The organism is Rhizobium sp. BK060, assembly GCF_014193145.1.
Classification (GTDB): domain Bacteria; phylum Pseudomonadota; class Alphaproteobacteria; order Rhizobiales; family Rhizobiaceae; genus Rhizobium.
Window position 1 is genome coordinate 137,446 of record NZ_JACHYW010000004.1, and the last position, 18,474, is coordinate 155,919.

21 protein-coding genes are annotated in these 18,474 nt (G+C 59.9%); 9 read left to right on the forward strand and 12 right to left on the reverse strand.

The genetic code is table 11. The annotated features are described in order from the left end of the window. Positions 1-2 precede the first annotated feature (2 nt). The 3 genes from FHT71_RS06130 to hemF form a co-directional block, all read right to left on the reverse strand. Complete coding sequence (locus FHT71_RS06130; protein WP_132588793.1) at positions 3-188, reverse strand: DUF1059 domain-containing protein; 186 nt, start codon at positions 186-188, stop codon at positions 3-5. 117 nt (positions 189-305) lie between these two features. Next, a complete protein-coding gene (locus FHT71_RS06135; RefSeq protein ID WP_007789930.1) occupies positions 306-566 on the reverse strand; it encodes a hypothetical protein in 261 nt (86 codons plus the stop codon). Positions 567-657: 91 nt separating this feature from the next. Beyond that, a complete protein-coding gene (gene hemF / locus FHT71_RS06140; RefSeq protein ID WP_132588792.1) occupies positions 658-1,572 on the reverse strand; it encodes an oxygen-dependent coproporphyrinogen oxidase in 915 nt (304 codons plus the stop codon). A gap of 168 nt (positions 1,573-1,740) precedes the next feature. Between hemF and FHT71_RS06145 the strand changes: the two genes are divergently transcribed. Beyond that, positions 1,741-2,001 (forward strand): hypothetical protein, encoded by a 261-nt coding sequence (locus FHT71_RS06145; protein ID WP_007789934.1) that lies wholly within the window; start codon positions 1,741-1,743, stop codon positions 1,999-2,001. A gap of 6 nt (positions 2,002-2,007) precedes the next feature. On the opposite strand, the gene FHT71_RS06150 is transcribed toward FHT71_RS06145, so the two are convergent. Further along, the gene (locus FHT71_RS06150; protein ID WP_183719262.1) at positions 2,008-3,654 is read right to left on the reverse strand and encodes a Na/Pi cotransporter family protein; all 1,647 of its coding nucleotides are present in this window, start codon (positions 3,652-3,654) and stop codon (positions 2,008-2,010) included. A 198-nt stretch (positions 3,655-3,852) separates the two neighbouring features. Continuing rightward, positions 3,853-4,314, reverse strand: a complete 462-nt coding sequence (locus FHT71_RS06155; protein ID WP_183719263.1) for a tRNA (cytidine(34)-2'-O)-methyltransferase — start codon at positions 4,312-4,314, stop codon at positions 3,853-3,855. Positions 4,315-4,702: 388 nt separating this feature from the next. Here FHT71_RS06155 and FHT71_RS06160 point away from each other — a divergent pair, with 388 nt between their 5' ends. Continuing rightward, positions 4,703-6,559 (forward strand): ABC transporter ATP-binding protein, encoded by a 1,857-nt coding sequence (locus FHT71_RS06160; RefSeq protein ID WP_132588790.1) that lies wholly within the window; start codon positions 4,703-4,705, stop codon positions 6,557-6,559. 60 nt (positions 6,560-6,619) lie between these two features. Here the strand turns inward: FHT71_RS06160 and FHT71_RS06165 are convergent, their stop codons facing one another. After that, complete coding sequence (locus tag FHT71_RS06165; RefSeq protein ID WP_132588873.1) at positions 6,620-6,829, reverse strand: hypothetical protein; 210 nt, start codon at positions 6,827-6,829, stop codon at positions 6,620-6,622. Positions 6,830-7,011: 182 nt separating this feature from the next. Here FHT71_RS06165 and FHT71_RS06170 point away from each other — a divergent pair, with 182 nt between their 5' ends. Further along, entirely contained in the window at positions 7,012-8,931 is a 1,920-nt protein-coding gene (locus tag FHT71_RS06170; protein ID WP_183719265.1) for an ABC transporter ATP-binding protein, read from the forward strand. On the opposite strand, the gene FHT71_RS06175 is transcribed toward FHT71_RS06170, so the two are convergent. Continuing rightward, complete coding sequence (locus FHT71_RS06175) at positions 8,887-9,819, reverse strand: endonuclease/exonuclease/phosphatase family protein (RefSeq protein WP_183719267.1); 933 nt, start codon at positions 9,817-9,819, stop codon at positions 8,887-8,889. The two genes, FHT71_RS06170 and FHT71_RS06175, sit on opposite strands and share 45 nt — an antisense overlap. A 285-nt stretch (positions 9,820-10,104) precedes the next feature. On the opposite strand from FHT71_RS06175, the gene petA reads away from it, so the two are divergent. The 4 genes from petA (at position 10,105) to FHT71_RS06195 (ending at position 13,554) form a co-directional block, all read left to right on the forward strand. Continuing rightward, positions 10,105-10,683, forward strand: coding sequence for a ubiquinol-cytochrome c reductase iron-sulfur subunit (petA, locus tag FHT71_RS06180; protein WP_037082086.1), 579 nt, complete (start codon positions 10,105-10,107; stop codon positions 10,681-10,683). A 13-nt stretch (positions 10,684-10,696) separates the two neighbouring features. Further along, positions 10,697-11,974 (forward strand): cytochrome b N-terminal domain-containing protein, encoded by a 1,278-nt coding sequence (locus FHT71_RS06185; RefSeq protein WP_007789946.1) that lies wholly within the window; start codon positions 10,697-10,699, stop codon positions 11,972-11,974. Between the two features lie 26 nt (positions 11,975-12,000). After that, positions 12,001-12,894 carry a cytochrome c1 gene (locus FHT71_RS06190; protein WP_132588787.1) on the forward strand — a complete coding sequence of 298 codons (894 nt, stop codon included), beginning with the start codon at positions 12,001-12,003 and terminating at the stop codon, positions 12,892-12,894. A 117-nt stretch (positions 12,895-13,011) separates the two neighbouring features. Beyond that, positions 13,012-13,554, forward strand: coding sequence for an adenine phosphoribosyltransferase (locus FHT71_RS06195; protein ID WP_132588786.1), 543 nt, complete (start codon positions 13,012-13,014; stop codon positions 13,552-13,554). An 8-nt stretch (positions 13,555-13,562) separates the two neighbouring features. On the opposite strand, the gene FHT71_RS06200 is transcribed toward FHT71_RS06195, so the two are convergent. Together FHT71_RS06200 and FHT71_RS06205 are read right to left on the reverse strand one after the other, a co-directional pair. After that, the gene (locus tag FHT71_RS06200; protein WP_183719269.1) at positions 13,563-14,030 is read right to left on the reverse strand and encodes a MaoC family dehydratase; all 468 of its coding nucleotides are present in this window, start codon (positions 14,028-14,030) and stop codon (positions 13,563-13,565) included. Further along, the gene (locus tag FHT71_RS06205) at positions 14,027-14,497 is read right to left on the reverse strand and encodes a MaoC family dehydratase (RefSeq protein ID WP_132588784.1); all 471 of its coding nucleotides are present in this window, start codon (positions 14,495-14,497) and stop codon (positions 14,027-14,029) included. The genes FHT71_RS06200 and FHT71_RS06205 overlap by 4 nt, the downstream gene beginning before the upstream one ends. Before the next feature lie 89 nt (positions 14,498-14,586). Between FHT71_RS06205 and FHT71_RS06210 the strand changes: the two genes are divergently transcribed. Continuing rightward, complete coding sequence (locus FHT71_RS06210; protein ID WP_183719271.1) at positions 14,587-15,663, forward strand: hypothetical protein; 1,077 nt, start codon at positions 14,587-14,589, stop codon at positions 15,661-15,663. Positions 15,664-15,686: 23 nt separating this feature from the next. Here the strand turns inward: FHT71_RS06210 and ychF are convergent, their stop codons facing one another. Further along, entirely contained in the window at positions 15,687-16,790 is a 1,104-nt protein-coding gene (gene ychF, locus FHT71_RS06215) for a redox-regulated ATPase YchF (protein WP_007789956.1), read from the reverse strand. Positions 16,791-16,969: 179 nt separating this feature from the next. Here ychF and clpS point away from each other — a divergent pair, with 179 nt between their 5' ends. Next, positions 16,970-17,281: an ATP-dependent Clp protease adapter ClpS gene (clpS, locus tag FHT71_RS06220; RefSeq protein WP_132588782.1), complete on the forward strand. Its 312-nt coding sequence runs from the start codon at positions 16,970-16,972 to the stop codon at positions 17,279-17,281. A 3-nt stretch (positions 17,282-17,284) separates the two neighbouring features. On the opposite strand, the gene FHT71_RS06225 is transcribed toward clpS, so the two are convergent. Both FHT71_RS06225 and pth read right to left on the reverse strand, forming a co-directional pair. After that, entirely contained in the window at positions 17,285-17,734 is a 450-nt protein-coding gene (locus FHT71_RS06225) for a GNAT family N-acetyltransferase (RefSeq protein WP_183719273.1), read from the reverse strand. A 2-nt stretch (positions 17,735-17,736) separates the two neighbouring features. Then, on the reverse strand, positions 17,737-18,453 hold the full coding sequence (gene pth, locus FHT71_RS06230) for an aminoacyl-tRNA hydrolase (RefSeq protein ID WP_183719275.1): 717 nt from the start codon (positions 18,451-18,453) through the stop codon (positions 17,737-17,739). Between the last annotated feature and the right edge of the window lie 21 nt (positions 18,454-18,474).

Sequence of the window (18,474 nt, forward strand, 5' to 3'; positions counted from 1 at the left end):
CTTCAAGCCGCCGTGGCCTCGTTGCGGATGCGGGCCTTGATGTTGTCGATCATGTTTTCGCGGATCACGGTCTCGCCGTGGACGCTACGCATGTGCTCAACGACACGGCGCACGATTTCAGCGTCGTCGTTCGCCCTGGTATGCCATTCACATCCGGGGACAAGCGTTCCACATTCGAAGAGTCTCATTTTTTCCTCCTTCTTTCGGATTTCAATGACATTGCGCGGTCCTGCAATGCCTGAATGTTCGAAGCGGCAAGAAGGTTCCGGCCGGCGCGAAGGACCGGCCGGTTGGTCATTTTCTCGTTATTCGGGCATGGCCCAGGATCTGAAGCAATCGACGGCCGCTTTGTTGTCGTGAGCCTTGGCCGGGTGGTCGAGTTCCTCAGGTGTCTTGCCGCCGGCCAATTGAAGCTTCACTTGTTCGATGAAGCAGGAAAGTGGGAGGTCGGATCCGCTTTCTGCCCTGAGCCTTTCCGCAACGCGGCTCAAGAAATCGGGTCTATCCATGGGCGGGGGGCGCTCTTGGGCACCCGCCGATGCCGCAGAGCTACTTTGTATCGTCATGACAATCCTCCTCCGATTGCTACGCGTACATGCCTAGACTAAGTGATCCGGCCTCCGAATTTAACCCCTCCCGGCATCTTTATTTGTCAGGTCAAGGCCAACGGACAAGAGGAGGCAGGGACGAGAGAATGGATTCGACGTTGCCTCCTGTCTTGAGGCCGAAGATCGTGCCCCTGTCATAGAGAAGATTGAACTCAACGTAGCGTCCACGGCGAATCAATTGTTCGTCACGATCCGCCTCTGTCCACTGTTTATTGAAGTTGGCGCGAACGATCCGTGGATAAACCATGGCAAACGCCCGTCCAACATCGCGGGTGAAGGCGAAATCGGCGTCCCAGCCGCCGGCCTCCTGGCTGGAATGCAGCCAGTCATAGAAGATGCCGCCGATCCCGCGAGCCTCGTTCCTGTGCTTGAGGAAGAAATACTCGTCGCACCATTTCTTGTAGGCAGCGTAGTCGGCGACACCGGAGTGGCTGCGACAGGCAATCTCCATGGCCTTGTGGAACAACTGGCTGTCCTCATCTTCCTGCGTGCGACGGCGATCGAGCACCGGCGTCAAGTCGGCGCCGCCGCCGAACCAGCGGCTCGAGGTGACCACCATCCGCGTGTTCATGTGTACGGCAGGCACGTTGGGATTGACCGGATGGGCGATCAACGAAATGCCCGAGGCCCAGAAGCGAGGATCCTCCTTGGCACCGGGCATCTGGGCGCGCAGATCAGGCGCGAACTCTCCGTACACGGTGGAGGTGTGCACCCCAACCTTCTCGAAGACGCGGCCGTGCATGATCGACATGCGGCCACCCCCACCTGCACCATTTTCACGCGACCAGTCCTTCGCCACGAAGCGGCCCGGCTCCCTGTCGCAGAGCGGGCCCGAGAGTTCGTCTTCCAGCGCTTCGAAGGAGGCGCAGATCGTGTCGCGAAGACTTTCGAACCATGCCCGGGCAGTCGACTTCTTCTCTTCGATATCGTCAGGCAGGCCGATCGGAAGTTCGGGTCTTTCCATTCTATCTCTCTCCGAGCGGGTCGCCAGTCGACTCGCGCTTTCGTCTTTGCTGCTCTGATAGCAGGTAGGGCAGGGTCCTGCCAGCAGAGGGCGATGACTGAGGCTTCCTCAGATTCGACTCGCAAAAAGCAATTTTCGATATTACCTTTTTCCTACAGAGGTAGGCTCATGACGAAAATTCCTGGACCTCCGTCGTTCGACGGTCTCAAACGACGGATTGCCACCCACCGGGCAGAAGGCACGCCCCGGAAGAACGATCGTTTCGTCCGACAAACCTATTGCCTCAATCTCCTCGATGCCCGCGCCAAGGCGCGCGAATGGTTCGACGAATATCCTAAGGCAGCCTATTGGACGGAAGTCGAGAGCTGGCGCCAGCTGGAAGGCGACCAGATCGAATTCACGATGCGGCGGCTGCCGTCTGCCGATTGAACGGCTTTACTCGGCGGCGCCTTTCAGCCTGCTTTCGATAAGCAGCCCGCTTTCGTTGAGGATCGGGTGTGCGACCGAAACAATGTGGGCGTTGATGCGCTTCAGGTCGCGCAGCATGTCCAGATGCAATGAGCTTGTCTGCAGGCTGTCGGCGCGGCCATCGCGCAGGCGCTCCAGATGCCGTTCCGAGGACTGCTTCTCCATCCGGCGAACCTCGACCTTCACCTCCATCAGCTGCTTGGCGAGATTGAAGTCGCGGGTGACGAGGATCGTCTGGGCAATGCGCAGGTTGTCGATCGTCAGGTGGAAAAGCTTCTGCAGTTCCTCGTAGCCTTCCTGGGAGAACTTCAGTCCCAGCGAAACCTTCTTGGTCACCTGCGGCATCAGACCCTTCTCTATGATGTCGCCCATATGTTCGAGGTTGATCGCGTAGTCGATGATAACGATGGAACGGCGGCCGTCCTCTTCGCTCAGGCCACCATGCCCAAGCTTGGAAAGATAGATCTTCACCTCCTGCTGCAGGCTGTCGACCCGCTTTTCCAGCGACGGGATTTCCTTGAGTTTCGCCAGGTCATTGCTCTCGAAAGCGCTTGAGGCGCGCAGCAGCATCCGTTCGATCAGATCGCCGACGCCCAGCACCTCTCGTGTCGCGCTTGCGAGAGCGACAACAGGCGTCGAAAGTTCCTGCGCGTCAAGGTATCTCGGTCCGCTGTCCGGCTGCGTGTCGTCCGGCACCAATCTCAGCATCAGCCGCGAAAGGGGGCGCGAGAAGGGCCAGGCGAGGGCTGCAAGGATCAGGTTGAAGCCGAGATGGGCATCGACCGGCAGTTTTGCCGGCGTCAGCGGCAACGTTCCCAGCAACTCGGCGCCGTAGCCGGCGAGCGGCAATGCAATCAGGCAGCCGATTGCCCGCACAATCAAATTGCCGAGCGTGACACGCCTGGCGGCTGCCGGCCCGGCAAGCGAAGCTATCACAGGCGGAATGGCGCCGCCGAGATTGGCGCCGAGCACCAGCACGATGACCAGTCCGGCCGACAAGATGCCCGTTGAGGCGAGCGAGAGAATGAGGACGACGGCGGCTAGGCTCGACGACGAGATGAAGGCGATGCCGGCGGAAAAGGCCAGTGCGACCGGCCAGGCATTGTCCAGCAGGGCGATGAAGGCGCCAAGGGCCGGCGACTGCCGCATCGGTTCGGTGGCGCTGCTCAGCAGATGCAGCGACAGCAGCATCAGGCCGATGCCGATTAACGCCGTGCCGCCGCCCTGGCGTGACGACGAGCCGCTGCGATGGAGGATCGTTCCGGCAAGGATCACCAGAGGAGACAGCCACGCGATGCCGGTGGCGACGATCCAGGCGGTCACCGCGGTTCCGACATTGGCGCCGAGCAGGACGATTTGCGCCATGCGCGGCTTCACCAGTTCGCGCTCGACGAAGGAGGCGACCATCAGAGCCGTCGCGGTGGAGCTCTGCAGCGCGATCGTGGCGACGAAGCCGGACAGGAAAGAGCGCAAGCCACTGCGGGTGCCGGTCGCAAGGCCAGTGCGCAATCGGGCTCCAAACGCTCGGGAAACGCCGTCCTTCACCTGTGCCAGGCCAAACAGTAGCAGGGCTACCGCGCCGAACAGGTTGATCATGACGATCGTCGATTCCATTCTGCCGTTTCTTTTGTCTCTTACGCGAACAGGCGCCTTCCTGTTCGAATCTCTCTTTGCCAAGTAATTGAAAACATGGCTTTCTGGACATTTTTTTAATTGTCCGGCTAAAAACTATACGCCGCTCAGGAAAATTCACAACGCCGTTCGCGACATATTCCGAGGCTATGTCGGCATTTGCGTCACCGGGGCCGGAAATCAACCCCAGGCGGTCTGCCGCATGGCCTCTCCGATAATCATCGCGGCCGAGACGGCAACATTGATAGAGCGTTGGCCTTCAACCATCGGAACAAGGATCCGGGCGTCGGCTGCCGCGTGCACATGATCTGGAACGCCGGCGCTCTCGCGGCCGAAAAGCAATATGTCGTCGGCACGGAATGCGAAGTCTGTATAGCGGCCGGACGACTTGGTGGATGCCAGCACCAGGCGTCGGCCGGTGCTCCTTCGCCAATCGTCGAAGCGATCCCAGTTGACATGGCGGGTGAGGGCGGCAGCCGCGATGTAGTCCATGCCGGCCCGCTTGAGATTGCGATCCGATATGTCAAAGCCTGCGGGCTCGATGATGTCGATGGCAAAACCGAGGCAGGCGGCAAGACGCAGGATGGTACCGGTATTACCCGGAATGTCAGGCTGATAAAGGGCTAGTCTGAGGTCTGCCATAGTGGAATGTCGTCTCTTCCGCTTTTTCGTCGAAAGACACCTATTGCAACTGTGATTTTGACGCAACAGGACGCATTTGGGCCGATAATTGTTCAATTTCCGGCCGGCCGGGGCTGGAAATTCAGCTTAATTCGCGTTAAGGATGCACATCTTTTAATCGCCAGAAGGGAGCGCCAAGATGGAAATATTGCCGCGTATGCGCTCTCGACGCGTGAACCCACGAGTGGCGATCTGGCACGCCTAGTGCCATTTCTTTCCTGAATTCCCATTTCTAATCCATTGCGCGGCTGTCGTGGCCTCGCCCCGTGAACGTCCGGTTCCCATATGAGCTCAAGCGCCGTTTTGCGCGAGCCGGGAGGCCGGAGCGATCAAGTTTCGGAGCATTTTCATGTTTGGCTGGTTCGAACAGCGACTCAATCCCTTCCCCAGCGAGGAGCCGATTGCTCCTCCGAAGGGCCTTTTTGCATTTTGCTGGCACTATACGAAGCCGGCAGCGCCGTGGCTTGCCATCATGGCGGTCCTGACGGCGCTGATTGCCGTCGGTGAGGTGGCGCTCTTCCAGTTCCTCGGTGACATCGTGGACTGGCTGACCAAGGCGGACAAGGCGACATTCCTTCAGACGGAGTGGCCGAGGCTGGCATGGATGGGAGCGTTGATCCTCATCGGCCTGCCGCTGGCGGCGGGACTGGATTCGCTCATCATGCATCAGGTGCTTCTCGGCAATTACCCGATGATCGCGCGCTGGCAGATGCACCGGTTCCTGCTGCGTCACAGCATGACCTTCTTCGCCAACGAGTTCGCCGGACGCGTTGCGACGAAAGTGATGCAGACGTCGCTTGCGGTTCGTGAAACGACGATGAAGATCCTCGATGTCTTCGTCTATGTCGTCACTTATTTCCTGTCGATGATCATCGTCATCGCGGCCGCCGACGTGCGGCTGATGGTGCCGATCCTCGTCTGGCTGGCCATCTATATCGGCATCGTTTCCTACTTCGTACCGCGGCTTCGCAAGATCGCGGCGCAACAGGCGGATGCACGCTCGATGATGACCGGGCGGGTGGTCGACAGCTACACGAATATCGCGACGGTCAAGCTGTTCTCGCATGCCGGCCGCGAGGAGACCTATGCACGTAGCGGTATGGAGGAATTCCTCGGAACCGTTCACGCGCAGATGCGCCGCGTCACGTTGTTTCACGTCGCTGTCTATATGAACAACTGCGTCGCGCTCTTCGTGGTGTCGGGCCTGTCCATCTGGTTCTGGCTGAACGGACAGATCTCCGTCGGCGCCATCGCCATCGCGATCGGTCTTGCCATGCGCGTCAACGGCATGTCGCAATGGATCATGTGGGAGGTCTCGGCGCTGTTCGAGAACATCGGCACGGTCTATGACGGCATGGAGATGATGACCAAGACGCACGACATCGTCGACAAGCCGGGCGCGCCGCAGCTGTCTGCGAAGAAGGGTGCAATCCACTACGAGCGCATCCGCTTCCATTATGGCAAGGGCAAAGGCGTCATCGACAATCTCTCTCTTGACATCAAGGCGGGCGAGAAAGTCGGTCTGGTCGGCCGCTCCGGCGCCGGCAAGACTACGTTGATGAACCTGCTGCTGCGCTTCTACGATCTGGAGGCTGGCCGCATCACCATCGATGGACAGGACATCTCGGCCGTGTCGCAGGAGAGCCTGCGTGAACTGATCGGCGTCGTGACGCAGGATACGTCCCTGCTGCACCGTTCGATCCGCGACAACATCGCCTATGGCCGCCCCGAGGCGACCGATGCTCAGGTGATCGAAGCGGCCAGGCGGGCCAACGCCTGGGAGTTCATCGAAGGGCTTGTCGACATGCAGGGTCGCAAGGGGCTCGACGCGCAGGTCGGCGAGCGTGGCGTGAAGCTCTCCGGCGGCCAGCGTCAGCGCGTCGCGATCGCCCGCGTCTTCTTGAAGGATGCGCCGATCCTGGTGCTCGACGAGGCGACATCGGCGCTCGATTCCGAGGTCGAAGCGGCGATCCAGGAAAACCTGTTTGCGCTGATGGAAGGCAAGACGGTGATTGCAATCGCGCACCGCCTGTCGACCCTGACCGAGATGGACCGCTTGATCGTGCTCGATAAGGGCAGGATCGTCGAAGCCGGTGCCCATGCCGCGCTTGTCGACCAAGGCGGCATCTATGCCGACCTCTGGAACCGGCAATCGGGCGGCTTCCTGGCCGACCATTCCGAAGAAGCGGAAGAGGCGGCCGAATAAGCCAGAAGCCCTCTCTGTGGATGCGGAGAGGGCTTCTCATTTGCGTTCATGGATGTCGGCTCAGAGGCTGTCTGCCCAGTCTTTCACGCGGTTCCCTTCGACAAGCATGCCGTTGGTCGAAGCAAGCGTACGCAAGGCGAACAGGCGCCGCTCTTCCTCACGATCGACCCACGCAGATATCGCCTCTGCGACAGCCTGATCGTAGGAAATATCCAACTGTTCAACGATTGCATCAAGTCGTTCCGCAAGGGGCAGCGGGATACTCGACATGAGTGCCTTTCTTGCTTGCATCGCGGCCATCTCCCGTAAAAATCCATTGTACCCCGAGATTGTGACGAGGTCAGTCTCATTCAACGGCGATGCCGTTGTTGTTACCGATTGTTACGAAAATATAAGGTTGCGCCCTGGGGCCGTTGCTTTCCCGCTCCGGCTATTAAGCCTATATCGCAAATATGCTGATAAAACGACTCTTTCGTGCTTTCGAAAACTGGATTAATCCCTTTGCGCCGCGGGAAAACATTCAACCACCGCGCTCCACGCTTGGATTCATCTGGTTCTATATTGGTCAAGCGAAGGCGCCGTTCGTGGCGATGCTGGTGCTCGGGGGCATGTCGGCGGCGATCGAGGCGGCCTTGTTCTGGTTCGTCGGGCGGCTCGTGGATATTCTCGCGACGATCACGCCGGCGGCAGGCTGGAGCGGTCTCCTGGCCGCGCACGGCGCCGAGTTGTTCAGCATGCTCGTTCTTATCGGCATTGTCCGCTTTGTCGTCGCGCTTTTGATCGCACTTGTCGATCAGCAGGTGATCACACCCGGTTTCTACAACCTGGCGCGCTGGCAATCCTACCTGCATGTTTCGCGGCAATCGCTCTCCTTCTTCCAAAGCGATTTTTCGGGTCGCGTCGTCACCAAGGTCTGGTCGGCCGGCCAGGCCACCGGCGACTTGGTGACGTCACTGATGGAGAGTGTCTGGTTCGTCGGCATCTATGCGGCGACGACGCTGGTGCTCGTCGCAGGGCTCGATTTCTCGCTTGCCGTCGTCGTGCTGTGCTGGCTGTGCGCCTTTGGCGTTCTGGCGCGTTATTTCGTGCCACGCATCCGGTTTCATTCCCGCGAAACAGCCGAAGCCGCCTCGATGATCAACGGGCGCATGGTGGACGCCTACAGCAATATCCAGACCCTCAAGCTATTTGCGCGCGATGAGGAAAGCGACCGCTATATGCGGCAAGGCTTCGACTTCTATCAGGAGACGGTGCTGCGGTTCACGCGCTTCATCACCGGCGTGCGCGCCTCGATGGCGCTGCTCTCGGGCATCATGATCGTCAGCATGGCGGCTCTCAGCGTTCACCTGTGGTTGGCCGGCCTCGTCAGTTCCGGTGCGGTGGCCTTCTCGCTGGCGCTCGTGCTGCGCCTGAACTTTCTTCTGGGCCGGTTGATGACCCAGTTCAACGGCATCATGCGCAACCTTGGCACGATCCAGAATGCCGCGGAGTTGATCTCGCAGCCGCTTGGACTGGTCGATCGCCCCGGTGCCAGTGATCTTGTCATCCGACAGCCTGGCATCCGCTTCGAGAACGTCTCTTTTCACTACGGCAGGCCAAATGGCGTCATCGACAACTTTTCGCTCACGATCGAGCCGGGCGAGAAGGTCGGCATCGTCGGGCGCTCCGGTGCGGGCAAGTCGACACTGGTGAACCTGCTGCTACGGCTCTACGACCTCGAAGGGGGGCAGATATTGGTCGACGGCCAGAATATTGCGGCGGTCAGGCAGGAGTCACTGCGCATGCAGATCGGGGTCGTCAGCCAGGATACGTCGCTGCTGCATCGCTCGGTCCGGGACAATATCCTGTTCGGCCGCCCGGATGCGGGGGAGGCGCGGCTGGTTGAGGCGGCACGGCGCGCAGAAGCGCTTGGCTTCATCGAGCGCCTGCAGGACCAAAATGGCCGCAAGGGCTTCGATGCACATGTCGGGGAACGTGGCGTGAAACTCTCCGGCGGTCAGCGCCAGCGCATTGCGATCGCACGCATCATGCTGAAGGATGCGCCGATCCTGGTTCTCGACGAAGCCACCTCGGCGCTCGATTCGGAGGTGGAAGAGGCAATCCAATCCAATCTGATCGGCCTCATGGAAGGCAAGACCGTGCTCGCCATTGCGCATCGGCTCTCGACCATTGCTGCCCTCGATAGATTGATCGTCGTCGACGAGGGGGGGATCATAGAAGAGGGGACGCACGAGACCCTGCTGAAGCGTGGCGGTCTCTATGGCGAACTCTGGGCGCGGCAATCAGGCGGGTTCCTCGCCACCGATTTCGACGTGTCGCAGTCTGCGTCAAGAGCTGAGGGCAAACTCGGCCATGAGGCCAAAGTGGTTTGATCCCATATTGTCCTCGATCCGTTCGACCGATTTCAGCCGCAGTGGCGCACGGGCGAGCACGTGATCGATACTGATACCGAAGTCACGCGCCTTGATTGGCCAGGTCGCCGGCTCCGGAAAGACGGTATGAAAGCCGCTCGTGCGCATAAAGCGCTGGATACGTGGGTCGAGGATCGCGGAATTGAAGTCTCCGGTGAGGACAAGCGGCGCATCGATAGCGACTGTCGCGGACGCCAGATCAACGAGTTCGTCCGCCTGGAAGTCATCGAAGTAAGGCTTGGCGAGATGGGCTACGAGAAAGCTGATCCTCGTTCCGTCGAAGTCGATGGCTGAATACGTCAGCCGATTTTGCCACAGCTTGCCAAGGCTGGCGACTTTCTTCTCGATGAACGGTCGCTTCGAGAGGACGAGCGTGTCGCACTGGTTGATCTCTTCGCCGCAGCCGATGTGATAGGGATATGTGCTGGACAGGCGTGCGATGTAAGGGCGAAGCGGAGCTGCCTCCAGGATGTTCACGACATCGGCATTCGAGGCGATGACGAAATCCGCAATTCGCCCAGCATTGGAGAAGTTCTCGTGTTCGATGTTGAAGGACATCACCCTGAAAAGCGGCGGCGTATTGGCACGCGCTGGAGTGGCGGCGAATTCCCTCAGCATGATAAAGCCATGCCCCAAGAGCATCACTGCGATGGTCAGAAGCAGATAGGCATACCAGTGCCGCTTGAGGAGCAGAAGGACCAGGCACCCTGCGATTGCGGCCAGGGCGAAATGAATCTGAAAGCTGTAGACGAAGGCGAGAAGCCAGACGTGTGTGATGTAGCGCAAAGACATCAGCGCCAGTAACAGCGAGAGGAGGACACTTCCTATGCAGTATAAAGTGTCTTTCATCGGCGGGCGCGGGAATAGGGAGAGGTTTGTGGGGCTCGCCTAGCACGAGGTTCGAATTGGTGCAATGCACAACTGTGGCAAGCATGTGATTGTCTTCGAAAATCATCTGAAAATTCCCGCGACATTGTGCCCACATGGCCTTGCCAAGGCTGGACATAATTTGCGATCAAGCTTAGAACGCGCCGGATTGGTGGGGAATCTATGGTCGAATTGTGTCGCGACAGATTCGCTACCGCGAGGGGAAGGCGGAGTTCCGCAAAAATTGCGTAGAGGATGGTTTAAGCCGTGAGCGAACACGAAACGACAAGCGAGATCACGGGCGAGCCTACTCGCCGTGATTTCCTTTATCTCACCACTGGTATGGCGGGCGCTGTCGGCGCCGTTTCGGTCGCTTGGCCGTTTATCGATCAGATGCGTCCGGATGCCTCGACGTTGGCTCTGGCATCCATCGAAGTCGACGTTTCCAGCCTCGAGCCTGGAATGTCGCTGACCGCCAAGTGGCGCGGCAAGCCGATCTTCATCCGCAACCGTACGCCCGAGGAAGTGAAGGCTGCCGATGAAGTTCCGCTCTCTGATCTGAAGGATCCGATTGCGCGCAACGCCAACCTGCCTTCGGACGCACAGGCGACCGGCGTTGACCGTTCCGCCGGCAAGGACAAGGAAAACTGGATCGTCATGATCGGCTCTTGCACGCATCTCGGCTGCATTCCGCTCGGCCAGGCCGGCGAATATAATGGTTGGTTCTGTCCCTGCCATGGCTCGGTCTACGATACGGCCGGCCGCATCCGCAAAGGCCCGGCGCCCACGAACCTGGCGATTCCGACCTATTCGTTTGTTTCCGATAAAGTAGTCAAGATCGGTTGAGGGGGACTGATTTATGAGTGGCCATTCCAGCTACGAGCCATCAACCGGCCTCGAGAAGTGGATCGATTCGCGCCTGCCTTTGCCGCGGATGGTCTACGATAGTTTCGTCGCATACCCGGTTCCGCGGAACCTGAACTATGCCTACACCTTCGGCGCCATGCTTGCGGTCATGCTCGTCGTGCAGATCCTCACCGGCGTCGTGCTCGCCATGCACTATGCCGCGGAAACGACGGTTGCCTTCAACTCCGTCGAAAAGATCATGCGTGACGTCAACCACGGCTGGCTGCTGCGCTACATGCACGCCAACGGCGCGTCCTTCTTCTTCGTTGCGGTCTATCTGCACATTGCCCGCGGTCTCTACTACGGCTCCTACAAGGCGCCCCGCGAGATCCTGTGGATCCTCGGCGTCCTCATCTACCTCCTGATGATGGCAACCGGCTTCATGGGCTACGTTCTGCCCTGGGGTCAGATGTCCTTCTGGGGCGCGACCGTTATCACCGGCTTCTTCTCGGCATTCCCGCTGGTCGGCGAGTGGATCCAGCAGTTCCTTCTCGGTGGTTTCGCCGTCGAGAACCCGACGCTGAACCGCTTCTTCTCGCTGCACTACCTGCTGCCCTTCGTCATTGCGGGCGTTGTCGTCCTGCATATCTGGGCGCTGCACGTGGTCGGCCAGACGAACCCGACCGGCGTCGAGGTCAAGACCAAGACGGACACCGTTCGCTTCACGCCATATGCAACCCTCAAGGATGCGCTCGGCGTTTCGATCTTCCTTTTGGTCTACGCCTACTTCGTCTTCTACATGCCGAATTTCCTCGGCCACCCGGACAACTACATCCCGGCTGATCCGTTGAAGACGCCCGCCCACATCGTTCCGGAATGGTACTTCCTGCCTTTCTACGCGATGCTGCGCTCGATCACCTTCAACATCGGACCGATCGACTCGAAGCTCGCAGGCGTTCTGATCATGTTCGGCGCGATCATCGTGCTGTTCTTCGTGCCCTGGCTCGATACCTCGAAGGTTCGCTCCGCTGCCTACCGCCCATGGTACAAGGTGTTCTTCTGGCTGTTCGTTGCCAATTCCATCGTTCTCGGTTGGCTCGGCTCGCGTCCTGCCGAGGGTACCTATGTGATCATGTCGCAGCTCGGCACTCTCTTCTACTTCGCCTTCTTCCTGGTGATCATGCCGGTTCTCGGCCTCGTCGAGACGCCGCGCCGCTTGCCAAATTCGATTACGGAAGCGGTTCTGGAAAAGCGCAACAAGGCGGCGGCTGCTGAGCCGGTCAGAGCCTGAGCGTGCGACGGGAAGGGAAGAGAAACATGAAAAAGCTTGTTACAAGCATTCTGTCGCTTGCTGTCGTTGCGGGTCTGAGCGGTGCGGCATTCGCCCAGGAAGCCGCCTCGGGCGGAGCCGAGCCGGCGCAACACGCCGAAAGCGAAACGCCGCACTATCCGCTGCTTCATCCGAAGCACGAACACTGGAGCTTCGCCGGGCCGGCCGGTCACTATGACAAGGGTCAGCTGCAGCGCGGTCTGAAGGTCTACGCCGAAGTCTGCGCGGCCTGTCACTCGATGAGCCTCGTGCCGTTCCGCACGCTTGGGGCTCTTGGCTACTCCGAGGCTCAGGTGAAGGCTTTTGCCGCCAACTACGAGGTTCAGGACGGTCCGAACGCCAGCGGTGACATGTTCACCCGCAAGGCTATTCCATCGGACTATTTCCCGTCGCCGTTCCCGAACCACGAGGCGGCGGCAGCGGCCAACAATGGCGCGGCTCCTCCGGATTTCTCGCTGATCGCCAAGGCGCGCGGCATTGAACGTGGTTTCCCGCAGTTCCTGATCGACATGATCCCGTTCGTCGGTGGTTATCAGGAAGGCGGTCCTGACTACATCTATTCGCTGCTGACCGGCTACGACGAGCAGCCGCCGGCAGGCGTACAGGTTGCCCAAGGCACGCATTACAACCCGTACTTCGCCGGCGCTGCCGCTCTCGCAATGCCGAAGCCGCTTTCCGACGGCCAGGTGACCTATGACGACGGCGCGCCGGCGACGGTCGATCAGTATGCCAAGGACGTCTCGGCTTTCCTGATGTGGGCTGCCGAGCCGCATCTCGAAGACCGCAAGCGCACCGGCTTCATGGTCATGGTCTTCCTGCTGATCTTCTCGGGACTGATCTACCTGACGAAGCGTTCGGTCTACGCGAACAAGGAACACTGAGAGCTTCGCTCCAGACTCTAGGGAAAGGCGGTCTTCGGGTCGCCTTTTTTGTTGGTTCCGACAGTGGCAATTGATAGGGTGCAGCCGAACTGAAGCCTTGCAGAATATGGATACTCCATGAGTGAAACGATTTCGGAGCTTGCAGCGAGCATCCGCTCCATCCCGGACTACCCAAAGCCCGGCATTATCTTCCGTGACATCACGACGCTTCTCGGCAACCCGCGCGCGTTCCGCCGTGCCGTCGACGAACTGGTGCAGCCCTATGCCGGCCTGAAGATCGACAAGATTGCCGGAACCGAAGCGCGGGGCTTCATTCTGGGCGGTGCAGTCGCGCATCAGCTTTCGGCCGGGTTCGTACCGATCCGCAAGAAGGGCAAGCTGCCTCGCGATACCGTGCGCGTCGCCTATAGCCTGGAGTATGGTGTCGACGAGATGGAGATGCATCGCGATGCCGTCCAGCCCGGCGAGAAGGTCATTCTCGTCGACGATCTGATCGCAACCGGCGGGACGGCAGTGGCCGCCACGCAGCTCCTGCGGCAGATGGGGGCGGAGGTCGTTTCCGCCTGCTTCGTCATCGACCTGCCGGACCTCGGCGGTCGCAGGAAGCTGGAAGAGCTTGGCGTCGACGTCCGTACCCTGGTGGAGTTCGCGGGCCACTAGGCCCGCGACTACTCGAATTCTATGACGGTGCTTTCGAACCGGATGACCGGGGTGCCGTCAGCGATCGTTCCCTCGCAGAGGATCGTGTTCAGCCGACGTCCCGGACGCGACGCCAGGGGGCGACTTGAAAGAAGCGTGACGAAGTAGGTCACTTCCTCGCCGGCGAAGACCGGCCGCAGCCACTGAAGCGCTTGGAATCCCGGGGAGGGGCCGAGTTTCGGCGGCCTGATGCCCTCACTCGCCAGTCGCGCGCACTCTGCATTCCAATAGGCGACGAAGGTCTTCATCCAAGCCGCGCAAGTGTGCCATCCCGAAGCGCAGAGACCGCCAAAGAGCGTAGCCTTTGCAGCTTCCGCGTCCAAGTGAAACAGTTGAGGGTCGAAGCGCTCGGCAAAGTGAACGATCCGTTCGGCCGTGAACACGTAGCTGCCGATTTCGGTCTTCTCGCCGCTGGCGTAGTGTTCCGTCATGATCATGCGGTCTTCTCCAGCGCTTCACGCAGGACGAACATGATCGAATTCTCGGCCAAGCAGACGCGTTCGCCTTTTTGATTCTCAACCTCGTGGCGGAACTTCACCATGCCGATGCCGGGCCTTGAGCGCAGCGCACGGGTCTCCATGACCGTCGAATGACCGGAAAGCGTGTCTCCGGCAAGGACCGGCTTTCGCCATTCCATGAAATCGACGCCGGGCGCACCTTGCGAAAACGAGTTGATGAGGAAGCTCTCCGCCATCATGCGCATGAACAGCGCCGACGTATGCCAGCCGGATGCCGCCAGGCCCCCGAGGATGCTGGCGCGACCGGCCGCCTCATCGAGATGCATCGGCTGCGGGTCGAACTCGCGGGCGAACTCGATGATCTCCGCTGCCGTTACCGGCCTCGGGCCGAGTGCAAAACGTCGCCCCGGCTGGAAATCTTCAAAGGCAAGTTTCTGATCGGACAAATTCTTCTTCCCCTCGTAGGCGTTTCCAAACGACTACAATACCATTCGACGCGACTCAACGATTCCCGGATTCCCGCGAGATTTTGAACATGCCAGAATTGAAGTTGATCCTCGATGAGGCCACCCGAAAGGGTATCATTCCTCTCCATGCTGCCGAGCGGCTTTTGCCGTTTCTGATCGAACGCGGCGTGAAGGCGGATGGCCAGCCGGTGGAGCCTCGCGCGCAGCCAACGCCTTTTTCAGACACAGAGACGCCGAGCTTCGTGCGCGGCTTTCATGATGTGCTCATAACGATCGGCATCATCGTGGCGCTGGCAGGGCTGTGGGGCATCGCTTCGCTCTTTGCGGTGTTGCCGGCAATCGTCGTTCTTGCGGAGATCCTTGTTCGACGCCAGAGGCTGGCATTGCCTGCCGTCGTCCTGACGCTCACACTTGCGGTCTGGACTGCAATCGTGGCTGCGCGCTGGCTGGAAGACTCTGCCGTCATGGCGATTGGCGGCAACGTGGCACTGCAGTACACGCTCGCCTTTCCGGTTGTGCTCGGAGCCTTCTATCTGCTCTATCGCATCCCGCTTGCCCTTGCCCTGACGATCATGGGGGCGGCGGTGGTTGTTCTGCAGCTGGTTTTGCGCGCGCTCGGCTGGCTCACCGGCGATCCCCTCTTCGAGGTCAATCATCCCGTCTTGTTGTCGATCACCGCGATCGTATGCGCGCTCGGCCTTTTCGCACTCGCCATGAAATTCGATCTGCGCGACCCGCTTCGTCGTACAGTCAATTCCGATATTGCCTTCTGGCTTCATCTCGGCGCAGCACCGGCATTGCTCTACAGCATCATTTCGCTTGCCGGTCTCAGCGGCGGCACACTCGCTGCGCTGCAGACAGTATCGTTTCGTACGCCGGTGGTGGTTGCGACCGTCGTCGCGCTTATGCTGATCGGCCTGATCATCGACCGGCGCGCATTCGTGACGTCAGGATTGCTGTCGCTGGGCTTTGCGCTCTACGGCATCTTCCGTCAGGGGGACGCGCGTGTCGATACCTACATCTACATCACGCTTCTGACCGTCGGCGCGATCGTGCTCGTCATCGGCACCGGATGGATGCCACTTCGGCGCTTCGCCATGCGACAGCTGCCGGTTGCCATGCAGGAGAAACTGCCGCCGGCATAGGCGGCAGTCGCTCCGGTTGCGTCTCAGGTGTTGAAGCGGAAGTGAATGACGTCGCCGTCCTGGACGACATATTCCTTGCCTTCGTCGCGACCTTTGCCGGCTTCCTTGGCGCCGACTTCACCCTTGAAGTTGATGTAGTCGTCATAGGCGATGGTGAAGGCGCGGATGAAGCCGCGTTCGAAGTCGGTGTGGATCACGCCGGCGGCGGCAGGCGCCTTGGTGCCGCGCACGATCGTCCAGGCACGCGTTTCCTTGGGGCCGACGGTGAAATAGGTGATCAGGTCGAGCAGGTGGTAACCGGCGCGGATCAGTCGGTCGAGACCGGCTTCCTCGAGGCCGAGCGCCGAAAGGAACTCGGCTGCTTCCTCGTCGGGAAGTTGGGCCACTTCGGATTCGATCGCGGCCGAGATGACGACGCATTCGGCGCCCTGCTTCTCAGCCATGGCGGCCACGGCCTTGGTGTGCTCGTTGCCGGTCGAAGCGTCGGCTTCCGCGACGTTGCAAACGTAGAGCACCGGATGCGAGGTCAGGAGGTTGAGGCCCTTGAGGATCTCGATCTCCTCAAGCGCCAGCGTCTTGAGAAGCAGGCGTGCAGGCTTGCCCTCGTTCAGCAGCTTGATCACGGCTTCCATGACAGGGAGCTGCGTCAGCGAATCCTTGTCCTTGCTGGCGGCGCGCTTGCGGGTCTGCTCGACGCGGCGCTCAAGGCTCTCGAGGTCGGCGAGCATCAGCTCGGTCTCGATCGTGTCGGCATCGCCGACCGGGTTGATGCGGCCCTCGACGTGGGTGATATCGTCGTCTTCGAAGCAGCGCAGCACATGCACGACGGCATCGACTTCGCGGATATTGGCGAGGAACTTGTTGCCGAGGCCTTCACCCTTCGACGCTCCGCGCACCAGGCCGGCAATATCGACGAAGGAGATGCGGGTCGGGATGATTTCCTTGGAGCCGGCGACCGTTGCGAGCTTCTGCATGCGCGGATCGGGGACGGCGACTTCGCCGGTGTTCGGTTCGATCGTGCAGAAGGGATAGTTCGCCGCCTGCGCCTGCGCCGTCTTGGTGAGCGCGTTGAAGAGTGTCGATTTGCCGACATTCGGCAGACCGACGATACCGCATTTAAAGCCCATGGCCTGAAACCTGCTGTTCTTGAATTCGTTGGTGCTGGCTATGGGATAAAACGCGCCTTGCGGTCAAGCTCTTCGCGCAAGTCTCTTGCATTCTCAGGGGTTGAACGCCGCCTTTGCGGTGCAATATAGATATGGCGAACTGTTCTCGCCTTTCCATGTCATCAACGGGTGGGTTTCCGATGAGTGACAACGATATTGCCCTTAAACCGAAGACAAAGTCGAAACCGAAGCTGGATCGGCCGAAGCTCTATAAGGTCATTCTCTTCAATGACGACTACACGCCGCGTGAATTCGTGGTGATGATCCTCAAGGCTGTTTTCCGTATGAGCGAGGAGACTGGCTACCGCGTCATGATGACCGCGCACAAGCTCGGATCGAGCGTCGTTGTGGTCTGCGCGAAGGATATCGCCGAGACCAAGGTCAAGGAGGCGATGGACTATGCCAAGGACGCCGGCTTTCCTCTGATGTTGACGGCGGAGCCGGAGGAATAGTCGTCAGCGCCGGATCTGGTAGCCGGTCTTGTCCTGCGTGAAGCCGCAATTCTCGTAGAAACGTAGCGTTGCCGGATCCTTCGAGCCGGTCAGGAGCATCACCTTGTAGCAGCCGGCCTTAAAGGCGGCTTCGATGGCGCACTGGATCAACGCTCGTCCGTAGCCGCGTTGCCTGAAGCGAGCAGCAGTGACAACGTTCTCGATCAGAGCATAAGACGCGCCATTCCGGGTCAGATTAGGGACGATGACCAGCGTTACCGACGCCGCGGCAGCCTGACCCGCAACGCCGACGAAAATCGTCATGCCGGGCTGTGCGAGGATCGCTTGAAACCGTTCTTCGGCATGTGCGCGGTCCATGACTGGATCAGTTGGGTTGAGCTCATGGTAGAGGGCAAGCAGGCGCGGCAGATCACCAATCTCGGCAGCGCGCATGACGAGTTCGCCGGCAGACATGCTCAATCGCCCTTGTTGCCGAACATCTTCTTCAGCATTTCGGCCATTGGCCCAGTTGCAGGCAGCTTTGGCTGATTGTGATTGCGGGCCTGGTGGATATGGGACTTGGCCGCTGGCTTCTTCTCCAGCTTCGGCTTTTCCTCGTCGGCCTTTGCGCCAATCGCCAGCGCCAGCTTGTTCATCAGCTGAGAGTCTTCCTTGCGGACAAGCATGTCAGCGTTGTCGGCGAGGGCGTCAAGCAGTGGCTCAAGCCACGCCTGATCGGCCTTGGCGAAGTCGCCGAGGACGTGATGCTGCACGAGCTCTTTGACGCCGGGGTGTCCGATGCCAAGCCGCAGCCGGCGATAGTCCTTGCCGCAATGCGCGTCCAGCGACTTGATGCCGTTATGGCCTCCATGACCACCGCCCGTCTTGAGGCGCGCCTTGCCGGACGGCAGGTCGAGTTCGTCATAGATCGCGACGAGGTCGGCGGGCTGCAGTTTATAAAAGCGCATGGCTTCGCCGACGGCTTCACCTGAAACGTTCATGTAGGTCTGCGGCTTGATAAGCAGCACCTTCTCGCCCGCGATCTCGCCCTCGGCGATCTCAGCCTTAAACTTCTTCGACCAAGGCGGAAAATTATGGCGGCGATAGATCGCGTCGACGGCCATGAAGCCGATATTGTGGCGGTTTCCGACGTACTTGCCGCCGGGATTGCCGAGGCCCGCGATGATCAGCATGGCTCGTTCGTTCCTTGCAAT